The sequence below is a fragment of the Nocardia sp. CY41 genome, from assembly GCF_009829325.1.
Lineage (GTDB): Bacteria > Actinomycetota > Actinomycetes > Mycobacteriales > Mycobacteriaceae > Nocardia.
The window spans coordinates 22,491-43,645 of sequence record NZ_VUOS01000020.1; the positions used below are offsets into that span (position 1 = coordinate 22,491).

Annotated in this window: 19 protein-coding genes; 8 read left to right on the forward strand and 11 right to left on the reverse strand. The window is 68.8% G+C overall.

The window, feature by feature from the left end:
- The first annotated feature begins 11 nt into the window (after nt 1-11).
- From uca to GVY64_RS21975, 3 genes are all read left to right on the forward strand, one after another.
- On the forward strand, nt 12-3,623 hold the full coding sequence (uca, locus tag GVY64_RS21965; RefSeq protein WP_159844408.1) for an urea carboxylase: 3,612 nt from the start codon (nt 12-14) through the stop codon (nt 3,621-3,623).
- Nucleotides 3,624-5,351, forward strand: coding sequence for an allophanate hydrolase (gene atzF / locus GVY64_RS21970; RefSeq protein WP_159844410.1), 1,728 nt, complete (start codon nt 3,624-3,626; stop codon nt 5,349-5,351).
- Nucleotides 5,352-5,512: 161 nt separating this feature from the next.
- Entirely contained in the window at nt 5,513-6,745 is a 1,233-nt protein-coding gene (locus tag GVY64_RS21975; protein ID WP_159844412.1) for an FAD-dependent monooxygenase, read from the forward strand.
- A gap of 66 nt (nt 6,746-6,811) precedes the next feature.
- On the opposite strand, the gene GVY64_RS21980 is transcribed toward GVY64_RS21975, so the two are convergent.
- Nucleotides 6,812-7,402: a TetR/AcrR family transcriptional regulator gene (locus GVY64_RS21980; RefSeq protein WP_159844414.1), complete on the reverse strand. Its 591-nt coding sequence runs from the start codon at nt 7,400-7,402 to the stop codon at nt 6,812-6,814.
- A gap of 48 nt (nt 7,403-7,450) precedes the next feature.
- Nucleotides 7,451-8,677: a cytochrome P450 gene (locus GVY64_RS21985; RefSeq protein ID WP_159844416.1), complete on the reverse strand. Its 1,227-nt coding sequence runs from the start codon at nt 8,675-8,677 to the stop codon at nt 7,451-7,453.
- 869 nt (nt 8,678-9,546) lie between these two features.
- Here GVY64_RS21985 and GVY64_RS21990 point away from each other — a divergent pair.
- Nucleotides 9,547-9,942: a VOC family protein gene (locus GVY64_RS21990; RefSeq protein ID WP_159844418.1), complete on the forward strand. Its 396-nt coding sequence runs from the start codon at nt 9,547-9,549 to the stop codon at nt 9,940-9,942.
- A 109-nt stretch (nt 9,943-10,051) separates the two neighbouring features.
- Here GVY64_RS21990 and bla read toward each other — a convergent pair whose 3' ends face one another.
- From bla to GVY64_RS22005, 3 genes are all read right to left on the reverse strand, one after another.
- Nucleotides 10,052-10,966, reverse strand: coding sequence for a class A beta-lactamase (gene bla / locus GVY64_RS21995; RefSeq protein WP_159844420.1), 915 nt, complete (start codon nt 10,964-10,966; stop codon nt 10,052-10,054).
- 105 nt (nt 10,967-11,071) lie between these two features.
- Nucleotides 11,072-12,544, reverse strand: a complete 1,473-nt coding sequence (locus GVY64_RS22000) for a catalase (protein WP_159844422.1) — start codon at nt 12,542-12,544, stop codon at nt 11,072-11,074.
- 67 nt (nt 12,545-12,611) lie between these two features.
- Nucleotides 12,612-13,037 carry a Fur family transcriptional regulator gene (locus GVY64_RS22005; RefSeq protein ID WP_159844424.1) on the reverse strand — a complete coding sequence of 142 codons (426 nt, stop codon included), beginning with the start codon at nt 13,035-13,037 and terminating at the stop codon, nt 12,612-12,614.
- 429 nt (nt 13,038-13,466) lie between these two features.
- Between GVY64_RS22005 and GVY64_RS22010 the strand changes: the two genes are divergently transcribed.
- Nucleotides 13,467-14,816 carry a serine hydrolase domain-containing protein gene (locus GVY64_RS22010; RefSeq protein ID WP_159844426.1) on the forward strand — a complete coding sequence of 450 codons (1,350 nt, stop codon included), beginning with the start codon at nt 13,467-13,469 and terminating at the stop codon, nt 14,814-14,816.
- Between the two features lie 15 nt (nt 14,817-14,831).
- On the opposite strand, the gene GVY64_RS22015 is transcribed toward GVY64_RS22010, so the two are convergent.
- Together GVY64_RS22015 and GVY64_RS22020 are read right to left on the reverse strand one after the other, a co-directional pair.
- On the reverse strand, nt 14,832-15,755 hold the full coding sequence (locus GVY64_RS22015; RefSeq protein ID WP_159844428.1) for an aminotransferase class IV: 924 nt from the start codon (nt 15,753-15,755) through the stop codon (nt 14,832-14,834).
- Between the two features lie 55 nt (nt 15,756-15,810).
- Nucleotides 15,811-15,915 (reverse strand): type II toxin-antitoxin system YoeB family toxin, encoded by a 105-nt coding sequence (locus GVY64_RS22020; RefSeq protein WP_201298108.1) that lies wholly within the window; start codon nt 15,913-15,915, stop codon nt 15,811-15,813.
- Between the two features lie 17 nt (nt 15,916-15,932).
- Between GVY64_RS22020 and GVY64_RS22025 the strand changes: the two genes are divergently transcribed.
- On the forward strand, nt 15,933-16,496 hold the full coding sequence (locus GVY64_RS22025) for a TetR/AcrR family transcriptional regulator (protein ID WP_159844430.1): 564 nt from the start codon (nt 15,933-15,935) through the stop codon (nt 16,494-16,496).
- A gap of 147 nt (nt 16,497-16,643) precedes the next feature.
- Here GVY64_RS22025 and GVY64_RS22030 read toward each other — a convergent pair whose 3' ends face one another.
- Both GVY64_RS22030 and GVY64_RS22035 read right to left on the reverse strand, forming a co-directional pair.
- Entirely contained in the window at nt 16,644-17,678 is a 1,035-nt protein-coding gene (locus GVY64_RS22030; RefSeq protein WP_159844432.1) for an aspartate-semialdehyde dehydrogenase, read from the reverse strand.
- A 3-nt stretch (nt 17,679-17,681) separates the two neighbouring features.
- Nucleotides 17,682-18,947 (reverse strand): aspartate kinase, encoded by a 1,266-nt coding sequence (locus tag GVY64_RS22035; protein WP_159844434.1) that lies wholly within the window; start codon nt 18,945-18,947, stop codon nt 17,682-17,684.
- Nucleotides 18,948-19,110: 163 nt separating this feature from the next.
- On the opposite strand from GVY64_RS22035, the gene GVY64_RS22040 reads away from it, so the two are divergent.
- Nucleotides 19,111-19,524: a secondary thiamine-phosphate synthase enzyme YjbQ gene (locus tag GVY64_RS22040; protein WP_159844436.1), complete on the forward strand. Its 414-nt coding sequence runs from the start codon at nt 19,111-19,113 to the stop codon at nt 19,522-19,524.
- Between the two features lie 45 nt (nt 19,525-19,569).
- On the opposite strand, the gene GVY64_RS22045 is transcribed toward GVY64_RS22040, so the two are convergent.
- The gene (locus tag GVY64_RS22045; RefSeq protein ID WP_159844438.1) at nt 19,570-20,145 is read right to left on the reverse strand and encodes a dihydrofolate reductase family protein; all 576 of its coding nucleotides are present in this window, start codon (nt 20,143-20,145) and stop codon (nt 19,570-19,572) included.
- Nucleotides 20,146-20,348: 203 nt separating this feature from the next.
- Here GVY64_RS22045 and GVY64_RS22050 point away from each other — a divergent pair, with 203 nt between their 5' ends.
- Complete coding sequence (locus GVY64_RS22050) at nt 20,349-20,540, forward strand: DUF1918 domain-containing protein (protein WP_040864432.1); 192 nt, start codon at nt 20,349-20,351, stop codon at nt 20,538-20,540.
- 84 nt (nt 20,541-20,624) lie between these two features.
- On the opposite strand, the gene GVY64_RS22055 is transcribed toward GVY64_RS22050, so the two are convergent.
- On the reverse strand, nt 20,625-20,972 hold the full coding sequence (locus tag GVY64_RS22055) for a sporulation protein (RefSeq protein WP_159844440.1): 348 nt from the start codon (nt 20,970-20,972) through the stop codon (nt 20,625-20,627).
- Nucleotides 20,973-21,155 lie beyond the last annotated feature (183 nt).

Consider the following 21,155-nt stretch of genomic DNA (forward strand, 5'->3'; position numbering starts at 1 on the left):
AGGGAGCGGTAGTGAGTCTGGAATTCGATACGGTGCTCGTCGCCAATCGTGGCGAGATCGCCTGCCGCATCCTGCGGACGGCCCGAGCGCTGGGGCTGAAGACGGTCGCCGTGTACTCCGACGCCGATGTGAGCGCCGCGCACGTCGAGATGGCTGACGTCGCCGTGCGGCTGGGACCGGGCCCGGCGGCGGAGTCGTATCTGCGGGCCGAGGTGGTGGTCGAAGCGGCGCTGACCGCCGGAGCCGGAGCGATTCATCCCGGCTACGGCTTTCTCTCGGAGAACGCCGATTTCGCCGGCGCGGTCGAGAACGCGGGCATCGCGTTCGTCGGACCGACCCCCGAGCAGCTGCGCGTCTTCGGGGACAAGCACACCGCACGCACGGCGGCGCGCGCGGTCGGCGTACCGCTCATTCCGGGCAGCGACCTGCTCGAATCGGCCGATCACGCGGTGGCGGAGGCCGAGCGGATCGGCTTTCCCGTGATGCTGAAGGCGGTCGGCGGCGGTGGCGGCATCGGCATGCAGGCCTGCTTCGGCCCGGACAAGGTGCGCGCGGCCTACGAGCGGGTGCAGCGCATCGCGGCGGCGAACTTCGGTTCGGCGGGCGTCTTCCTGGAACGTTTCGTCGCACGCGCCAGGCACATCGAGGTGCAGCTGTTCGGCGACGGCCATGGCCGCGTGGTCAGTCTCGGCACCAGGGACTGTTCGCTGCAACGCCGCAACCAGAAGGTGATCGAGGAAGCGCCCGCGCCTGGGCTCGCCGCGGAACTGTCACAGCGCTTGCTCGCCGCGTCCCGGGAACTCGCCCGCTCGGTCGGATATCGCTCGGCCGGGACGGTGGAGTTCGTCTATGACGCCGACAGCGGCGCCGCGTCGTTCCTGGAGATGAACACCCGTCTGCAGGTGGAGCATCCGGTCACCGAGGCGGTCACCGGCGTCGACCTGGTGGAATGGATGCTGCGCCTCGCCGGCGGCGACACCTCGATGGTCGACGAACAGCCCGAGAGCGGCCCGGCGATCACCGGTCACGCGGTGGAGGCTCGTGTCTACGCGGAAGATCCCGGCCACGACTACCGCCCGAGCGCGGGCCTGATCACGGCCGCGCACTTCCCGGACGACGTCCGGGTGGACACGTGGGTCGCCACCGGTTCGGAGGTCAGTCCGTATTACGACCCGCTGCTGGCCAAGGTGATCAGCACCGGCGAGAACCGAGCGGACGCCTTCGCCGCGCTGCGCACCGCACTCGCCGGGACCCGGATCTACGGCGTCCAGACGAATCTGCCGCAAGCGCGCCGAGCCGCGGCCGACGGCCGGGTGCTGCGTACCGAGCACACCACCACCACGCTCGCCGAGATCCGCCCGGTCGGCCGCCGCATCGACGTGCTGCGCGGCGGCACCATGACGACCGTGCAGGACTACCCCGGCCGAATCGGTCTGTGGGAGGTCGGCATTCCCCCGTCCGGCCCGATGGACGACCTCTCCTTCACCCTCGCCAACACCGCGGTCGGCAACCCGGTCGGCGTCCCCGCGCTCGAATGCACCTTGCAGGGACCACAATTGCGCTTCTCCGACACCACCGTCGTCTGCGTGACCGGTGCGCCGGCGCCGGTAACGGTGGACGGCCGCCCGGTGGCGATGTGGGAGCCGGTCATCGTTGCCGCGGGCGCGGTGCTGGACATCGGCGCACCCGCCGACACCGGCCTGCGCACCTATCTGGCGGTGCGCGGCGGTATCGATGCGCCGCTCTACCACGGCAGCGCGGCCACCTTCACCCTCGGCGGATTCGGCGGTGTGACCGGAAAGGCGGTGGCGACCGGCGACGTGCTCGGCATCGCCTCGGTGGACGCCGGCGCACTCGGCGCACCCGCCGCGGTGCCGCCGGGAGACCGGCCCGCGTTCACCCATGACTGGCAGCTCGCGGTCGGCGTCGGTCCGCAGACCGCGCCCGCCTACTTCACCGACGCCGACATGACCCGGTTCTGCACGCACCCGTGGCGGGTCGGCAGCCACGCCAACCGCACCGGCATCCGGCTGGAGGGACCGAAACCGGCCTGGTCGCGCACCGACGGCGGCGAGGCCGGGCTGCACCCGTCCAACCTGCACGACAACCCCTACAGCGTGGGCGCGTTGAACGTCTCCGGTGACACGCCCATCCTGCTCGGGCCCGACGGCCCCAGCCTCGGCGGCTTCGCCTGCCCGCTCACCGTGGTGTCCGCGCATCGCTGGCGAATGGGTCAGTTACGTCCCGGCGACACGGTGCGGTTCGTGCCGGTCGACGACGACAAGGCGGCCGCGCTGCGCGCGTCCGACCGCAGCCGCGTGCCGGATCTGCCCACCGGTTCTCCCGCCGCGCTGCGGGATCGCGGTGTCCTCGGCGGCATCGAGGCGTCACCGGACCGGCCGCAGGTGCGTTATCTGCGCGGTGGCGACGACAACGTCCTGGTCGAGTACGGCGAGATGGTGCTGGATCTCGGGCTGCGCATGCGGGTGCACGCGCTGTCCGAAGCTCTCGCGGTCGTCCGGCTGCCCGGCATCCTCGACGTCACCCCTGGCGTCCGCTCCCTGCACATCCACTTCGACCCGGAAGTGTTGCCGCACTATCGATTGCTCGGCACGTTGGCCGAACTCGAAGCCGAACTGCCCGCCACGACCGATCTGGTGGTGCCGAGCCGCACCATCCGGCTGCCGCTGTCGTTCGACGACCCGTCCATCGCCGAAGCGATCGACCGTTACCGCAGCGGTGTGCGCGACACCGCGCCGTGGCTGCCGTCGAACACCGAGTTCATCCGCCGCATCAACGGGCTCGACAGCGTCGACGACGTACGCGCCACCGTCTTCGACGCCGAGTATCTGGTACTCGGGCTCGGTGACGTGTATCTCGGTGCGCCGCTGGCGGTTCCACTCGATCCGCGGCACCGCCTGGTCACCACCAAATACAACCCGGCGCGTACCTGGACCCCCTCGGACGCCGTCGGCATCGGCGGCAAGTACCTGTGCGTCTACGGGATGGCCTCGCCGGGCGGTTACCAGCTGATCGGCCGGACGGTGCCGATCTGGTCCAGCTATCGGCAGTCCGCGCCGTTCGAAGCGGGCACGCCCTGGCTGTTCCGGTTCTTCGATCGCATCGTCTGGGAACCGGTCGGCGCGCAGCAGTTGCTCGAATACCGCGCCGCGGCCGCCGCGGGCAGGTTCGACGCCGAGGTGAGCGAGGGCAGCTTCGCGCTCGCCGACCATCTGCGGTTGCTGCGCACCGAGGCCGGTGCGATCGCCGAGTTCGAGGCCGGGCAGGCCGCCGCGTTCGAGGCGGAGAAGGACGCGTGGCGGGCGGCGGGCGAGTTCGAACGCGGCGCCGTCGCGCCCGTCGCCGCACCGATCCACGACCCGCTGGCGGGGCTGCCCGCCGACGCGACCGTCGTCACCGCGCCGATGATCGGCAATGTGTGGCGGGTGGAAGTCGAAGCCGGTCAGCGGGTCGCGGCGGGTGCGGCGGTCGCCGTCCTCGAGGCGATGAAACTCGAATTACCTGTGCACAGCCCGGCTGCGGGCACCGTGCTGAAGGTCCTGACCACGTCCGGCGCCAAGGTGGAGCCGGGAACGCCCCTAGTAGTGATCGGAGCCGACTGAATGCCCCCAGGCGTCCTAGGCAACATCGCAGCCGACCCCGTCGCACGCGTCGCGGCCGCCTATCGGCGAATCGCCGAAGTCGATCGGCCGGAGGTGTGGATCACCCTGCGACCCGAGTCCGAAGTCGCCGCCGAGGCAGCCACGCTCGCACGGCGGCTCGCCGACGGAGAGACCCTGCCGCTGGCCGGAGTGCTGGTGGCGGTGAAGGACAACATCGATGTGGCGGGCCTGCCGACCACCGCGGCCTGCCCGGAGTTCGCTTATCAGCCGGAAGCGACCGCGGCGGCGGTCGAGCGATTGGTCGCGGCGGGCGCGCTGGTGCTTGGCAAGACGAACTTGGACCAGTTCGCCACCGGGCTGGTCGGGACACGCAGCCCGTATGGCGCGGTGCGCAACGCCCTCGATCCGGAGTTGGTGTCGGGCGGGTCGAGTTCCGGTTCCGCCGTGGCGGTGGCGCTCGGCGTCGCGGACATCGGAATCGGCACCGACACAGCGGGTTCCGGCCGCGTGCCCGCGGCATTGCACGGGATCGTCGGCCTCAAGGCCACCTTGGGCGTGATCCCGGCGCACGGAACCGTCCCCGCCTGCGCGGATTACGACGCCGTGACGGTCTTCGCCGCCGACCTCGATTCGGCGGTCTCAGCGGCCGCGGTGATGGCGGGCCCGGAGCCGCGCGACCCGCGCAGCCGGGTCTGGCCCGCCGACGTGCGGCTGGCCGCCCCGCTCGCGCCGCGCATCGCGGTGCCACGCCCGGAGGACCTGGGCCCGCTCAGCGAGCCGTATCGAGAGGCGTTCGCGCGCACCGTCGCCGGTGTCGCCGAAACCGGCGCGAAAACCGAGGAAATCGACGTCTCCGTCCTACTCGACGCCGCACGGCTGCTCTACGACGGCGCAATCGTCGCCGAACGCCATGCCGCGGTGGGCACGTTCCTGGACACCGCTCCAGCGGGCGCCGATCCGACGGTCGCCGCCATCATCGGGGCGGCGCGGGAGAAGTCCGGCTCCGCGTTCGCCGCCGATCTGGACATGCTGACCCGCGCGAAGGCAGCGGCCGCCGACCTGCTGCGCGGTTTCGACGCACTGCTGCTGCCGACCACCACCGAGCATCCGAGCATCGCCGCGGTGCAGGCCGATCCGATCGGCATCAACCGGCGGATGGGCACGTACACCAACTTCTGCAATCTGCTGGACATGGCCGCCGTCGCCATCCCGGGCGCACCCACCACCGACGGCGCTCCGTTCGGGGTCATGCTGGTCACCCCGGCATTCGCCGATCAGGTGGCCGTCGACATCGCCGCCCGCCTGCTCGGCCTGGTGAACGCGCCGCTGCTCGTCGACCAGGGTGTCGACCTGGCGGTCTTCGGAGCGCACCTGCGCGGGCAGCCTTTGCACTGGCAGCTGGAACACCTCGGCGCCCGCTTCCTGGGCACGGTGCGCACCACCGACGCCTACCGTCTGACCGCGCTCGACACCACCCCGCCCAAGCCGGGACTGGTGCGGCACGGACCGGGCCGCGGCGCTCCGATCGAGGGTGAGCTGTTCCGGGTCTCCGCGGCCGGCTTGGGCGTCTTCCTCGCCGAGCTCCCCGCTCCTATGGCCCTGACCAGCATCGAACTCGCCGACGGGCGCGACGTCGTCGGATTCACCTGCACCCACGATGCCGCGGCGACCGCCACCGACATCACCCATCACGCGAGCTGGCGGACGTACCTGCGGCATCGTTCGTAGCTCCCGCTTCGCACCGATGGCCCATGGCCGCGAGGGTTCCTCGCCGCCATGGGCCATTCTCGTCTCCAGCACTTTAGACATTTGTGCTAGACATCCGTACCACGCTGTGTTAGACATATGTCTAAGACATTTGGTCAAACCCAGTGGGAGTCGAGGAAGTCATGAGCCCCAAGTCCGCAAGCAGCCAGCTCCGCGTGCTCGTCGCCGGCGGCGGCATCGGCGGCAATGCCGTTGCCCTGCAACTGCTCCGGTCCGGCATCCGGGCCACCGTGGTGGAGCGCGCGGCGGCGCCGCGCCCCGGCGGGCAGGCAGTCGACCTACGCGGACCCAGCCGCGAGGTGGCCGAGCGGATGGGCATGATGCCGGGCATCCGGCAGTACCAGCTCGACGAGCGCGGCATGAAGTACGTCGACGACGCGGGCCGCGAAATCCTCCGCATGCCCGCCGACCTCTTCGACGGCAAGGGCGCGGTCGCCGAAATCGAGATCACCCGGGGCGATCTCAACCAGGTGCTGCTCGATCTGCTCGCCGCCGAGGGCGGTGTCGATTACCGGTACGGGGAATGGATCACCGAGATCCGCCAGGACGACGCCGGCGTCGACGTCACCTTCGCCTCCGGTACGGCAGAGCGATTCGACCTCGTGATCGGCGCGGATGGTCTGCATTCCGCCACGCGCCGGATGGCGTTCGGGCCGGAGGAACAGTTCGCGACGTATCTGGGCGGCTACATGTCGTTTTTCACGCTGGAGCGACCGGAAGACCTGGAGCGGCACTGGTTCACGATGCACTCCCTGGTCGGAGCGACCGGGCTGGGCATGCGTCCGGATGCGGACCCGGCCACCTGCAAGGCGCTCGTGGTGATCCGCGCGGCGGCGGATCCCGCGCTGCGCCGGGATGTCTCGGCACAGCAGCAGTTCATCCGCGACCGGCTGGCCGGCGGCGGCTGGGAATCCGCCCGCATCGCGGCGGCGATGTCCCAGGCGCCGGACTTCTATTTCGACGAGCTGGCTCGGATCGACATGCCGAGCTGGGTCCAGGGCCGGGTGGTCCTGCTCGGCGACGCGGGGTACTGCGGTTCACCGCTCACCGGGCAGGGAACCGCGATGGCACTGGTGGGCGCGTACGTCCTCGCCGGTGAACTCACCGCGCAGGCCGACAACCTCGGAACAGCCCTGGCTCGTTACGAAGAGGTGCTGCGACCCTTCGTGAAGACGGCCCAGCAGTTGCAGCCCGGCGGCCTGAGCGCCATGACGCCGAAGTCCCGCTTCGGCATTCGCGCGGGCCACGCCCTCAGCAAGGTGATGATGTCGAAGGCGATGCGACCGGTGATGATGCGGATGTTGAGCAAGACGGAGACCTACGACCTGCCCGACTATTCGGCGGCGACCGTCTGAGCCGTCCGCCGTCGGCTCGCGCCGCGATCGGAGTTCCGCGCGGCTCCGGTCGACGGCGTGCCGGAATCAGCCGATCACGGTTCGGTCATCGAGCAGGAATGGAAGCACGAAGTCCCGCAGCATCGCTCGTTCTTCGCCCTCGCCGCCGCCGGGCAACGTCAGCAACGACACCATCGCCCGCACCACCCATCGACCGACGCGCTCGGCCGCGAGGACGGGCAGCCCGGGGCGGAATCCGGCGACGAAGTCCGTGGCGAGCGCATCGACCACACCCGCCGAATTCGCCAGTTCGGCGACGATGCCCGCGTTGGACGGCTCGAACCAGACCGCCAGATGCGGCGTTTTCCGCACCTCCGCGAGCAGCGCGGTCAGTGTGTCGAGCAACTGCTCCCCCGGCTCCGCGCTCGTAGGCGCCCCCCGATCCCGCCAGACGCGCTCGATCAGCTGCCGCGCCTCCCGTCCCGCGAAGGCCACGTAGAGCGCCTGCCGATTCTCGAAGTAGCGATACAGCGTCGCCCTGGAACAGCCTGCGACGTCGGCGACTTCGGCCATGCCGACCCCGCTGACGCCCTTGTCGATGAACAGCGCGCGCACCGCGTCGAGGATGCGCTCACCGGCCAACTCGGCGCGGCCGTCGGCCAGCCAATCGCCACTCATGCCATGTCCTCTCTACCGCACGCGCCGCACACCGCCCGACCTGGCCACTCAGCTCCTGCACCGGAACGGCACAGTAGTCGGCCTGCGAACGTACGGCCCGTTCGCGTACTCGACCGCGTCGATGTCGACCACGTACTCGGGAAACCGGTCGAGCAACTCCTCGAGCGCGACCCGGGCCTGCATCCGCGCGGCCGCCGCGCCCAGACAGTGGTGCGGCCCGTGCCCGAAGGTCAGGATCCGCTGCGGATTCCGCTCGATGTCCAGCTCGGCGGCGTCGGCGCCGAACGCCCGTTCGTCCCGGTTGGCGGATCCGAACACCAGCAGCACCTTCCGCCCGGCGGGCACGGTCTTCCCGGCCAGTTCGACATCGCGCGTCGCGGTCCGCGCCAATCCCTGCACCGGCGAGGTGAGGCGGGCGAATTCCTCCACCGCGCCGCGGATCCGGTCCGGTTCCGCGGCGAGCGCGGCGCGCTGGTCCGGGTGCTGTTGCAGCAGTTGCACCGCGCCGCCCAACAGGCCCGTCGTGGTGTCGTTGCCGCCCGCGACCATGGTCCAGGTGTAGGCGAGAATCTGGACCAGCCCCCGCACGTCCGTATCGTCGGCCGCCATGCCGGCCTGGACCAGCAGGGACACCGTATCGTCGCCGGGATCGCTGCGCCTGCGTTTGATCAGGTCCGCGAAGTACCCCATCATCTCCGCTGACGCCGCCTGCGCCTTGGTGTTCGTCCGATCGATGCTGCCCGCGACGACGGCGTCGGTCCAGCCGTCGAACCGAGCCCGGTCCCGCTCCGGAACCCCCAGGTAGTGCGCCACCACCATGCTCGGCAGCGGTTTGAACAGCTGCGCGACGATGTCACCGCCGCCCTGGGCGGCGATGTCGTCGAGCCGGTCGCGCACGAACCGGCGGACCACCGGTTCCACGTCCTCGACCTGGCGCGGGGTGAACCCGCGCGCGACCAGCCTGCGAAAGTCGGTGTGCTGCGGGGGATCCTGCATCACCAGCGGGGGGTTGTCGGTCAAGCCGAGTTCGTCGAGTTCGCCGTATTCCACCGTCAGCCCGTCGCGCGAGGAATACGTTTCGCTGTCCCGCGCCGCGGCGTAGACGTGCTCGTGCCGAGTGAGTACCCAGTAGTCGTTCTCCGGACGGACGTCCGGCACCACGTGCGCCACCGGGTCGTGCTCGCGCAGCGCCGCGTACATATCCCACGGCGACGCCCAGGTGGGGCCGGAACGGAGTTGGAAGACCGGAGCCGCCCGATACGCAACGTTCACCATGTATCGACGGTAAGACAAAACCATTCAACTGTCTAGAACACGTTTCACATCGGCGGGCCGATCACCCCCACGACCGGCCCAGCCACACCATCCCGTCTCGGATTCGGCGCCGCCCACCTGTCGGTTACCTTCGGCAGCGGCAACAACACTTGGTTGCCGGTCAGCTCCAGGAAGAGCCTGCGCGAGCGACCGCGCCGCGTTCCGCGTCCGCCGGGCCGGCCACCCCTCGTAGACCGGCCCGGCGGACACCACCCCCGCGGTCCGACCTGTCACCCCTCGAGACAGGTCGTTCCTCGGTTCGCACCTTCGGTGCTGGGCTTGTCCCTCCCGTGCGTCAAACAATGCAGGCTCGGGCTTGGGGCGGACTTAAGAACACCTTGCAAGATCAAAAACGCAGGTGAGCGCGGCTTTATCGAGTAGTGCCCGGCCAGCTCCTACCGCCCGGCCGCCGATCGCGGGATGATGGTGATGAGTGCGCCAACGAGATCGGGAGCGACGATGGAAACCGTGGTGGTCTGGATTCTGGCCAGCCTGCTGTATTGGTGGGGCCTGCTGTAGGTGTCCGAACCTGGCCGACCGACCCGGCCAGGTCTACTACGGCACGTCGTTCAGCCTTCGCGATCCCGGCGCATCCGGCTGCGAACGGATCGCAACACATACTCCGCGCGGGAATTCGCGCGTGCCCATGGGCGCGTCCGGCGGCACCCGACTCGCCCCGTGCGCTGTGCGCGACGCGGCTGTCGCCGTGACGGAATCCGTCGCATCCACCGCATCGCGTGTCGGATCCCGGCGTATGCCCCGGCAGCACGGGCCATGCCCCGGGACAACGCTCGATACTCGATTCCGGTTGGTTCCGAGAAGGAGTGCAGATGCTTACTGTCCTGCCCATCAGGTACGTCGCCGATATGGAAGCGTGCCGGAAGTTCTATGCCGGACTGGGACCGGCGCTCGATCCGAATGCGAGTCTCGATGTCTGGGCGCAACTTTCGGCCGATGCGGGCGCGGTCGGGTTGCACGATTTCCGAGTGTCGAAGGGCCGCCCCGCCGGAGCGGTCGAACTCGGGTTCGCGACCGACGAGAAACTGGAAGTGGTCGCGAACCGGCTGCGCAAGCGCGGCTACGACTACGAGATCCACGACGAGGACTTCGGTCGCAGCCTGCGGGTCGTCGATCCGGACGGCGTGACACTCCAGATCCAGGAGATCGATATGACTATCGCCAAGGCCTCCGAATCTGCCTTGGCCGTGGACACGCGCGACGAGTGACACTGCCGAGCTCCGTCCGATCAGCGCTGCGGGCGGCCCTTCATCGGTGGGGCAGCGCCGCGGCCCGGCTTGCCCGTCAGCTGCTCATCACCGGACAGCTGGGGGCAGGTCATCGGAGACCGTTGACGGCCACCTTCGTCACTTCCGCCAGCAGGTCGTTGTTCGCCTCGGCGTCCGCGTCGGGCTTGCGGCTCAGGATCGCGATCACGATCGGCGCCCGGCCGCCCTCCGGCCAGACGATCGCGACGTCGTTGGCGCAGCCGTAGGAGCCGGTGCCCGTCTTGTCCCCGGTGACCCAGTTCGCGGGCAACCCCGCGCGAATGCGCTTGTCACCGGTGGTATTGGCCTTCAGCCAGGCGACCAGCTGGTCGCGCTCGGAGGCGCCGAGCGCATCGCCCAGCGCGGCGGCGCGGTAGTCCGCGGCCAGCGCGGCCGGGGTGGTGGTGTCCCGTTCGTCACCGGGAATCGCGGTGTTGAGTTCGGTTTCCCAGCGGTCGAGTCTGCTGGTCGGATCGCCGAGCGTGCGCAGGAACGCCGTGAGCCCCTCCGGGCCGCCGATCTCGCGCAGCAACAGGTTGCCCGCGGTGTTGTCGCTTCGGGTGATCGCGGCCTCGGCCACTTGCGCCAGCGTCATCCCCTCGGCCACCGCGGCGCTGGTCACCGGGGAGTTCGCGACCAGATCCGCCTCGTGGAAGCGAACCACCCGATCGAAGTATCCCGTGTCGAGCGGACGCGAACGCAGCAGCGCGGCCGCCGCCAGGGTCTTGAAGGTGGACAGGAACGGGAAACGCTCGTCGGCGCGATGGGTGACCGTCCGGCCGGTGCCGGTGTCCACCGCGAACAACCCGACCTGCGCACCGTAGCGGGCCTCCAGAGCCGCCACGCTCGCGTTCGCGGCGGGGCCCGCCTGCACGCTCGATGTGATCGAACCCGGCTCGGCCACCTCGGTTTCGGCACCGCAACCGGCCAGCAGCGCCAAGGCGGCGGCCAGCGCCACTCGATAGTCACGTGTCAGCCGAGGCATGCCATCACTCTGACACCCCCGGCTCCTACCGGGCAAACAGGATCGGCCGGACACGCCGGAGGCAGCCGCGCGTCCTCGAACACGCAGCTGCCTCCGGCGTGGATGTCAGCTCCGCGCGCCGCCGTCGAGCCCGGCGCGCACGCCCTCCTCGACCCGCTTGCCGAGATCGGCGTCCACGTTCTTCCAGTACTCGAAGACCCTGCTGAGCACCGGTTCCCGGACACCGCCGAGCACGTGGCCGACGATATTGCGCACCAAGCGCTCGCGCTGCGCGTCGTCGAGCACCTCGCGCACCAGCGTGCCCGCCTGGGTGAAGTCACCGTCCTCGGCGTGCTGGACGTAGCCTGCCCGCACGATGGTCGGGTCGAAGTCCCAGATTCCGCCGTCGGGCGCCCGCCGCGGGTCGGCGTGCGGGCCGCCGAACGAATTCGGGGCGTACACCGGCGTATTCGGGTCGTTGTAGTGGTACCGCATGGCGCCCTCCTTGGAGTAGGAGTTCACCTCCGCGGCCCTGGCCTGGTTCGGCGGCAGCTGCGCATAGTTGGTGCCGATGCGATAGCGGTGGGCGTCCGCGTAGGCGAAGACCCGGCCGAGCAGCATCTTGTCCGGCGAGAAACCGATGCCGGGAACGACGTTCGACGGCTCGAACGCGGCCTGCTCGATGTCGACGAAGTAGTTGCGCGGGTTGCGGTTCAGCGTCCACTTCCCGACCTCGATCAGCGGGTAGTCCTTGTGCGACCACACTTTGGTGAGGTCGAACGGGTTGAACCGGTAGCCCTCGGCCTCCGCGACCGGCATCACCTGCACGTACACCGTCCAGCTCGGGAACTCGCCGCGCTCGATCGCCTCCCACAGGTCCTTGCGGTGGTAGTCGGCGTCCTCGCCCGCGATCCGGTCGGCGTCGGCCTGGGTCAGGTATTCGATGCCCTGGTCGGTCTTGAAGTGGTACTTGACCCAGAAGCGCTCCCCGGCCGCGTTGATCCACTGGTAGGTATGCGAACCGTAGCCGTTCATGTGCCGGTAGGTCTTCGGGATGCCGCGATCGCCCATCAGCCAGGTCACCTGGTGCGCGGTCTCCGGACGCAGCGTCCAGAAGTCCCACTGCATGTTGTGGTCGCGAAGACCGTTGCCGGGCAGCCTCTTCTGCGACCGGATGAAGTCCGGGAACTTGATCGGGTCCTTGATGAAGAAGATCGGCGTGTTGTTGCCGACCAGGTCGTAGTTACCGTCCTCGGTGTAGAACTTCACCGCGAATCCGCGCGGATCACGCCAGGTGTCCGGGCTGCCCTGCTCACCGGCCACGGTGGAGAAACGCGCCAGCGACTCCGTTCGCGCACCGGGCTGGAAAAGCTTGGCCTTGGTGTACTTGCTGACGTCGTGGGTCACGACCAGCTCACCGTAAGCGCCCGCGCCCTTGGCGTGCACGATGCGCTCCGGCACCCGTTCGCGGTTGAACTGGGCCAGCTTCTCGATGAGGTAGTGATCGTGCAGCAGGATCGGGCCCTGCGTGCCCGCGGTGAGCGATTCGTCGTCGCTTTCGACCGGGATACCGGTGTTCGTCGTTGTCGGCTTGGTCATAGGTGACTCCTCGGCTGGTGAACATCAGTCCCGGAAGGGCTGCCCCGGGTGGCAAAGGTGTGGACCGCTATTCGGAACGGCAGGACGAGCACATCCCCCAGAAGACGACCTCGGCTTCATCGACCACGAATCCGTGCGCGTCCGAAGGGTCCAGACAGGGGGCATGGCCCACGGCGCAGTCGACGTCCGCGACCGCACCGCAGCTTCGGCACACCAGATGGTGGTGGTTGTCACCGATCCGGGTCTCGTACCGCGCGGACGAGCCGGCGGGCTCGATCCGCCGCAGGATCCCGGCGCGCGCGCAGGCGTGCAGGACGTCGTAGACGGCCTGCGTGGACACCGAGCCCAGCGTTTCCCGGACGGCGGCGGCCACCGCGTCGGCATCCGAGTGCGGCCGCGCGGACACCGCGTCGAGCACCGCGAGCCGCGGTGCGGTGACCCGCAAACCCGCTGCTCGTAGCCACTCCCGTGGGGTGGTTCCGGAGGTGTGCATGCTTCGATTCTGACCGCTTTCTGGAATAAGTCAAGAAAATAACCTGGAGTCAGTCAAGAAAACGCTCGGCCGTCCGGGTCCCCAACCGGCCACGACGCGGGCTTCTCGATACCGGGCGGCGCCCGAATCGAAGTGGCGAGCATCACAAATTCGGGGCGGAATAGCTTCCGAGGACACGTGGTTGAAACCCCTGTCGGCGTCCGGACAGCCCCGGGCCGCACCCCTTGTCGCTACGAGCGACCACCCGCCGAGAGGCGCTTGTGGGACGTCGACCACGGTAGGGACACCGCCGGGTGTCCGAGCTTGCAGCGCCGCCGGGTTCTCCGCGAACCCGGCGGCGCTGTCGTTTGATATCGGACGTCCAGTTTCTCGCCACACGCCCGGTCTGTTGGGGCTCTGAACTGGCAGGAGGGCGCTAGCCTTTTGCTTATGGGGCGTTTCGGTGGGTTTCTGGCGGGAATCGCGGCACTGTCACTGGTGGCGGGCAATCTCTTCGCCGGGAGCGCGGCCGCCGCGCCAGGCGATCAGGTGCGGTGCTCGGTCACCTCGGGGCGCGATCTGGAACGGGCGGCCCCGGAACAGGTCGGATTGGATTCCGCGAAGCTGCGCGAAGCGCTGACCTTCGCGGCCGGGCGGAACCGGTTCAACGTACAGGTGTTCCGGCACAACTGCCTCATCGGCGAGGGGCCGACGAACGGGCAGACCGGCAACGTGGCATGGAACATCTGGAGCTCCACCAAGAGCGTCGTATCCTTGCTCGCCGGAATCGCATGGGACCAGGGAAAACTCGACCTCGACGCGCCGATCGACCGCTACTTGCCCGCAGGGCTCGGCGATGCGGCACACCGATCGATCACCGTGGAGAATCTGCTCACCGAGACCTCGGGCATGCGGGTGGGTGTGCTCACCGAGGGCGTCACCGGGGTTGTTCCGGTCGACCCGGACAGCGCGGTGCAGGCGCTGGGTGTGCCGCTGGACAACCCGCCGGGCACTGTCTTCACCTACAGTCAGCGCAATGTCGACCTGCTCGCCTACGTGCTGGAACTGGCCGTCGGCGAACCTCTGCAAGCGTTCGCCCAGCACGAGTTGTTCGATCCCCTCGGGATCCTGCGCAGCGACTACTACTGGGCTCGGGACCGCTCCGGGCACACCTACGGCTACGCGCACCTGATGATCCCGCCGAACGACTTCGCGAAGCTCGGACTGCTGGTGAGCAACGACGGGCGCTGGGGCGGACAGCAACTCGTCTCCCTGGACTACCTGCGCAAGGCGCGCACGCCCTCGCCGACGAACGCCTGCTACGGCTACTTGTTCTGGCTCGGGAGCGGGTGCGCCGAGATCGCCGACTTCCTGCCCGACGACGTGTACGCCATGGCGGGACTCGGGTTGCAGAACGTCTTCGTCATCCCCAGCCTCGATCTCACGGTGGTGTGGACCGGCGTCTTCGGCAACGTCAGCAGCCAGGGCGTGTCCGGGGTCGTGCAGAACACTCAGGAGTTGCCCTACGAGTTCTTCCGCAAGGTGTTCGACGCGTTCGATACCCGGCCGGTGCCCGACCCGGGCCCGTACGTCGAGCCGCCGCTGCGACTGGACCCTCGCCGCTTCGTCGACACGGACATCCTGATCGCGGTCTTCGGGCTCGGCCCCGCCGCCTACCCGGGGTGCAACGTCTTCGCCTGCTTGAATCGCCCGCTGGACCCGCCGTTCGCGGACACCGCGCCGGGGTGCGCCATCCTGGCCTGCCTCGGGCCCGATCCGCGCACCCCCGGCATCCGCTGAACGACCTCGCGATAGCTATCCGGCCGCGGACAGATCCGTGACCCAGCCGTGCACCTCATCGGTGCGCAATGCCGCATGGTGACGTTTGCGCAGTGCTTGCGAGACCGGGCCGGGAACGCCGTCGGCGACCAAGCGGCCGTCGACCTCCACGACCGGGGCCGCACCGGACGAGGTGCCGGTGACGAACACTTCGTCCGCGATGTACAGCTCGGTGAGATCGACGGCGCGTTCCACCACCGGGATGCCGTCTTCGGCCGCCAAGGTCAGCACGGTCCTGCGGTTGATGCCGTCGAGGATGTCGCAGGAGACGTCGGGCGTGATCAAGGTGCCGTTGCGGACGAGGAAGATATTCGCCGCGCTGAGTTCGCAGACGTGCCCGTTGCCGTCGAGGAAGACGCAGTCGTCGTACCCGCTGTCGATCGCGTCCTGCTTGGCCAGCACCGAATTCACATAGGCTCCGTTGACTTTCGCTCGCGACGGAATCGCGTTGTCCGGGATGCGCCGCCACGGGCTGGACTTCAGGCGCATGCCGTCCTGCGGGACGATCGGCACCGCGTCGTAGACGAACATGCTGACCTGAATCGCGCAGCCGCGCACCCTGGTGCCCGGAATCGACTCGACCACGTGCACTGTCGCCCGGACGAAAACGTCTTCGCGCGGGGCGTTCGCGGCGATCAATTCCACTACGGTCGCCCGGAATCGCGCGAAATCCCATTCCGCCGCGAACCGATCGATTCCGATGATCTTGCAGGATTCCTCGAGCCGGCGGAAATGGTCGTCCAGCCGGAAGGCCGTCCGCGCTGCCCCATCCACGTGCACCGGAAACACGGTGTAGACGCTGAGTCCGTACAACACCGCCGACGACGCGACGCCCACCGTGGCAGCGTCAGCCGCAACGATCCGGTCGCCGAGATACACGTGAGGATGAGGATTCGCCATCGGCGCAGGCTAACAGCCACGCCCTGCGACGAGCGAGACCTTTTCGGCGGCGCGTTCAGTCGTAGTGCTTGCCGACCTTGGCGATCCAGACCGCATCGTCCACGACTCGGTAGACGATGCGATGCTCCTGCCTGATCCGACGCGACCAGCCCGTTTCCACCAGTAGGCTCGGTCCTCGTGACCGAACCCGAGCGCCGACCTTTGCGCGCCGACGCCCGTCGCAACCGCGAGCGGGTCCTGGCGGCCGCGCAGGAAGCGTTCGCCGCCGAAGGCCTCTCGGTGCCGCTGGACGAGATCGCCCGGCGGGCCGGTGTCGGCGCGGGTACCGTCTACCGGCACTTTCCCACCAAGGAAGCGCTGTTCGAGGCGGCGATCGTGGATCGGGTGGACCGCATCATCGCCCTGGCGAGGGAACTGGCCGACGCCGCGGAACCGGTGGCCGCGTTCTTCGATTTCCTGGCCCGGCTCGTGGCGGAGGGCAGCGTCAAGCGCGATCTCGCCGACGCCGTGGGCGGCCCGGACGCGCCGGAACATCTTCGGCCGGTACACGGGCTCAACGCGGCCATCGGCACGCTGCTCACCCGCGCTCAGCAGGCGGGTGGCGTGCGCGGCGACATCGAGGTCGAGGATTTGATGCGCGTCATCAAGGGGGCGTTCCTGGCCACCCATGGCACCGCCGCCACTCCGGCGCAGCGCGAGCGAACCTTCGCCGTCGTCTTCGACGGACTGCGCGCCCGCTGATCGGTTGCAGAAGTGGCTCCCCGGCCACCAGCGGCGGACCGATCGCCCAACCCGGTCGGCAACCAGAACAACGCGGACAGCGGCGCGAATGCGCGAAACGACGAACGGGCCGCGGAAAATCCACGGCCCGTCCGATCGAGAAAACCCTCAGCGGTCGCCGATCAGCACCTCGGCGATCTGAATTGTATTGAGAGCGGCGCCTTTTCGCAGGTTATCGCCGGAGATGAACAGTGCGAGCCCGCGCCCGTCCGGCACACCCGGGTCCTGACGGATGCGGCCGACGAGCGAATCGTCGATGCCCGCCGCGGCGAGCGGAGTCGGCACGTCGACCAGCTTCACGCCGGGGGCCTTGGCCAGGATCTCCTTGGCGTGCTCCACCGAGAGCGGCTCGGCGAACTCGGCGTTCACCGAGAGCGAGTGACCGGTGAAGACCGGCACGCGCACACAGGTGCCGCTCACGGCCAGATCCGGGATGCCGAGGATCTTGCGGCTCTCGTTGCGCAGCTTCTGGTCCTCGTCCGTCTCGCCGGAGCCGTCGTCGACCAGCGAACCGGCCAAGGGAAGCACGTTGAACGCGATCGGCGCGACGTACTTGTTCGGCGCCGGGAAGTCGACGGCGCGGCCGTCGTGGGTGAGCTTCTCGGCCTCGCCGATCACCGCGCGGGCCTGGCTCACCAACTCTTCCACGCCGGCCAGGCCGCTACCGGAGACCGCCTGATAGCTGGACACGATCAGGCGACGCAGACCGGCGATGTCGTGCAGCGGCTTGAGCACCGGCATGGCCGCCATCGTGGTGCAGTTCGGGTTGGCGATGATGCCCTTGACCAGGTTGCGCGTCTGCTCCGGGTTGACCTCGCTGACCACCAGCGGGACCTCGGGGTCCTTACGCCACGCCGAGGAATTGTCGATCACCGTGACACCCGCCGCGGCGAAGCGCGGCGCCTGCACCCGGGACATGGTGGCGCCCGCGGAGAACAACGCGATGTCCAAGCCGGACGGATCCGCGGTCTCGGTGTCCTCGACGACGATCTCGCGACCGCGCCAGGGCAGCGTCTTGCCCGCCGAACGGGCGGAGGCGAAGAACCGCACCTCGTCGGCCGGGAAGTTGCGCTCCTCCAGCAGCTTCCGCATGACGGCGCCGACCTGTCCGGTCGCGCCGACGACTCCTACGCGAACTCCCATGATCTATCGCCCCGTTCCCGCGTGGACCACCGCGACCTCGTCGCCGCCCAGGTCGAACGCCTTGTGCAGCACCTTGACCGCCTCGTCCAACTCGGTGTCCTTGACCAGCACGGAGATCCGGATCTCGGAGGTGGAGATGAGATCGATGTTCACGCCCGCCTTGGCCAGCGCCTCACAGAAGGTGGCGGTGACGCCGGGGTGGCTCTTCATGCCCGCGCCCACGAGCGACACCTTGCCGATGTGGTCGTCGTAGAGCACCTGCGAGAAGCCGATGTCGGACTGGCGCTTGGTGAGCATCTCGACCGCGCGGGCGCCCTCGCTCTTCGGCAGCGTGAAGGTGATATCGGTCTTGCCGGTCTCGATCTTCGAGATGTTCTGCAGGACCATGTCGATGTTGATCTCGGCGTCGGCGACGGCGCGGAACACCTTGGCGGCGTAGCCCGGCTCGTCCGGCAGCCCGACCACGGTCACCTTGGCCTCGCTGCGGTCGTGCGCGACGCCGGTGAGGATTGCTTGCTCCAAGGGGATGTCCTCCATCGATCCGTAAACGTAGGTGCCCTGCTTGTCGGTGTAGGACGAGCGCACATGCACGGGCACGTTGTAGCGACGGGCGTATTCGACGCAGCGCAGCATCAGCACCTTGGCCCCGCAGGCCGCCAGCTCCAGCATCTCCTCGTAGGAGACCTGCTCGAGCCGCTGCGCGTCGGGGACGATCCGCGGGTCGGCGGTGAAGACGCCGTCCACGTCGGTGTAGATCTCGCAGACGTCGGCCTGCAGCGCGGCCGCGAGCGCGACGGCCGTGGTGTCCGAACCGCCGCGGCCCAGCGTGGTGACGTCCCTGCTGTCCTGGCTCACGCCCTGGAATCCGGCGACCAGCACGACGAGGCCCTCGTCGAGCGCGTCGCGGACGCGACCGGGGGTCACGTCGATGATCTTCGCGTTGCCGTGCGCGCCGGTGGTGATCACACCCGCCTGCGAGCCGGTGAACGAGCGGGCCTCCGCGCCGAGAGAGTGGATGGCCATGGCGACCAGCGCGTTGGAGATGCGCTCCCCCGAGGTGAGCAGCATGTCCATCTCACGGGCGGGCGGCGACGGGGCCACCTGCTGTGCGAGGTCGAGCAGCTCGTCGGTGGTGTCACCCATGGCGGAGCAGACGACCACCACATCGTGGCCCTGCTTCTTGGTCTCCACGATCCGTTCAGCGACGCGCCGGATACGCTCGGCGGTCGCTACCGAGGATCCTCCGTACTTCTGAACCACGAGAGCCACGACAGGGTCCTCCAAGATCGACAACAAACTGGTAACAGTCATTCAGGGTACCGGCCGGGGCCAGCGGTTTTGCCGCTACCTACCCGGCTTGTGGAAAAACCCACAACCGCATCGCATCCCGATCACCCGGCGCGGCCCCGCGCGGATGAGGGACGATGTGCGCATGAAGAGCACGCTGCTCGAGGTGCGGACAGGCCACACCGAGGTGGTACAGGACATCACGCCGCAATGCGCGAACTTCGTGCGCTCGGCGGGCGGCGACGGGCTGCTGCACGTCTTCGTGCCGCACGCCACCGCGGGCATCGCGATCATGGAACTCGGCGCGCGCAGCGACGACGATCTGCTCGCCGCGCTGCGCGATCTGCTGCCCGCCGACGACCGGTGGCGGCACGCGCACGGGTCGCGCGGGCACGGGCGCTCGCACGTCATGCCCGCCCTGATCGCGCCGTACGCGACCGTCCCGGTGCTCGGCGGAGAGCTCGCCCTCGGCACCTGGCAGTCGATCGCGCTGGTCGATCTCAATGTCGACAACCCGGACCGCCAGGTGCGGCTGTCCTTCCTCACCGACGCCGGCTGAGCCGCCCTACCGGGTGGCCTCGCCCCGACGACCCGATCGCGCCGGTCAGGCCCGGGTGAACCAGCTGACCTGCACGCCGTTGCCGAAGGCGATGCGCTCGGCCGGCTGGAACAACGTCGGGCGGAACTCGCCCGTGAAGCTCGCCACCCCGGCCCCCGCGACGACCGGATAGCTCTTGATCACGAGTTCATCGATCTCCTCCAGCAGCGCGGCCGCGAACTTGCCGCCGCCCGCGAGCCAGATGTCCAAGCCGTCCCGCCGCTTCAGCTCGCGGACCAGTGCCACCGGATCGTGTTCGACCAATTCGACCGTTGGGTCATCGATGCGGCCGAGCGTGCTGGATGCCACGTACTGCTTCATGTGGGCGTACGGGCTGGTCACACCGATGGCCAGGGCCGGTTCGTAGGTGCCGCGACCCATGATCAGCGTGTCGAACTTCTGATTGGGCGCGTCCACAGCGAGGCCGAAGTGCGGCCGTGCGTGCGTGGGCAGCGTCTCGGGGTACTCCGAGCGCAGCCAATCCGCCATGTCCTCGGCCACGGGATAGAAGTCGATCTCCCCGTTCGGCCCGGCGATATAGCCGTCGAGGGAAACGCCGACGAAATAGACAAGTTTCCGCATACCGCCCCAATCAATTCACTCCAACTGCAGCGGTTTGAACATAGTACTACATCCGGAGTGGTGTCAAGGCTGTGCGAACCGGAACGGCAGCAGGCACTTGCCGAAGCCGAACAGCAGCCCGAACAGCGCGGATGAGCGACACAGATGCCACACAGCTGCCGAAGCGGTTGTGACGCGCACCACTGACGTTCGATAATGGGGCGATGATCGCACATGTAGGAGATCGACTCTGCGTGCACGGACACGTGGTGGGAGAAGTGGATCACCTGGCCGAGATCATCGAGGTCCGCGGACCGGAGGGGACGCCGCCCTACGTGGTGCGTTTCTCCGACGGTCACGAGTCGCTGGTGTATCCAGGGCCCGACGCGATCGTCGAGCCCGCTACGTCGGAATGAACGTCGCGCCGGACCGAGCGCTGGACGGCCTCTCCTTCGCTCGGCCCGGCGCGCGCCGATGGCGAACCCGGTCCATCGCGCTGGTCAGGCGCGTCGCTTGACGCAGCGGGTCAGCGCCAAGGCCAGAATGCCCGCGATCAGTACCTTGCCCGCCGTCTCGATGATCGCGTTGACGTCCACGGCCGGGTGCCAGGTCAGCCGACCGTCGCGAAGCAGGTAAGCGCCGACCGGCTTGGCGCCGACGCCGAACGCCACGCCTTCACCGGAGCCCTCGCCCTCGGCGCCGTTCCCGGCACCACCGCCTCCGCCACCCCCGCCCCCGACCGAGGCGGCGGGAATGACTGTCGCCCCGCCGGATTCGTAGGGCTCGCCGTACACCCGGCGCACCGTGATCGCGTCCCGCGCCTGCGCCAGCAGTTCGGCGTATTTCATGACACACTCCCGCCCGTACCGACGGCGCCGGATACCGGCGCCCATTCGGATTCGATGGTAGGCGCGCGGACCCCGGCCGCGCCCATCCTTCCCAACGGAAGTTGTTCCCCGAGTCGCCGATCGCCGATCTCGAGCAGATAACGGCACGTTATCCGGGTAACCGAGATGTGGTCTGGCACAGTC

What these genes read in the sequence shown, in the direction of transcription:
- atzF (WP_159844410.1), top strand. Translation starts at nt 3,624, where the DNA reads ATGCCCCCAGGCGTCCTAGGCAACATCGCAGCCGACCCCGTCGCACGC.
- GVY64_RS21975 (WP_159844412.1), top strand. Translation starts at nt 5,513, where the DNA reads ATGAGCCCCAAGTCCGCAAGCAGCCAGCTCCGCGTGCTCGTCGCCGGC.
- GVY64_RS21980 (WP_159844414.1), bottom strand. Translation starts at nt 7,402, where the DNA reads ATGAGTGGCGATTGGCTGGCCGACGGCCGCGCCGAGTTGGCCGGTGAG.
- GVY64_RS21985 (WP_159844416.1), bottom strand. Translation starts at nt 8,677, where the DNA reads ATGGTGAACGTTGCGTATCGGGCGGCTCCGGTCTTCCAACTCCGTTCC.
- GVY64_RS21990 (WP_159844418.1), top strand. Translation starts at nt 9,547, where the DNA reads ATGCTTACTGTCCTGCCCATCAGGTACGTCGCCGATATGGAAGCGTGC.
- bla (WP_159844420.1), bottom strand. Translation starts at nt 10,966, where the DNA reads ATGCCTCGGCTGACACGTGACTATCGAGTGGCGCTGGCCGCCGCCTTG.
- GVY64_RS22000 (WP_159844422.1), bottom strand. Translation starts at nt 12,544, where the DNA reads ATGACCAAGCCGACAACGACGAACACCGGTATCCCGGTCGAAAGCGAC.
- GVY64_RS22005 (WP_159844424.1), bottom strand. Translation starts at nt 13,037, where the DNA reads ATGCACACCTCCGGAACCACCCCACGGGAGTGGCTACGAGCAGCGGGT.
- GVY64_RS22010 (WP_159844426.1), top strand. Translation starts at nt 13,467, where the DNA reads ATGGGGCGTTTCGGTGGGTTTCTGGCGGGAATCGCGGCACTGTCACTG.
- GVY64_RS22015 (WP_159844428.1), bottom strand. Translation starts at nt 15,755, where the DNA reads ATGGCGAATCCTCATCCTCACGTGTATCTCGGCGACCGGATCGTTGCG.
- GVY64_RS22030 (WP_159844432.1), bottom strand. Translation starts at nt 17,678, where the DNA reads ATGGGAGTTCGCGTAGGAGTCGTCGGCGCGACCGGACAGGTCGGCGCC.
- GVY64_RS22040 (WP_159844436.1), top strand. Translation starts at nt 19,111, where the DNA reads ATGAAGAGCACGCTGCTCGAGGTGCGGACAGGCCACACCGAGGTGGTA.
- GVY64_RS22045 (WP_159844438.1), bottom strand. Translation starts at nt 20,145, where the DNA reads ATGCGGAAACTTGTCTATTTCGTCGGCGTTTCCCTCGACGGCTATATC.
- GVY64_RS22050 (WP_040864432.1), top strand. Translation starts at nt 20,349, where the DNA reads ATGATCGCACATGTAGGAGATCGACTCTGCGTGCACGGACACGTGGTG.
- GVY64_RS22055 (WP_159844440.1), bottom strand. Translation starts at nt 20,972, where the DNA reads ATGAAATACGCCGAACTGCTGGCGCAGGCGCGGGACGCGATCACGGTG.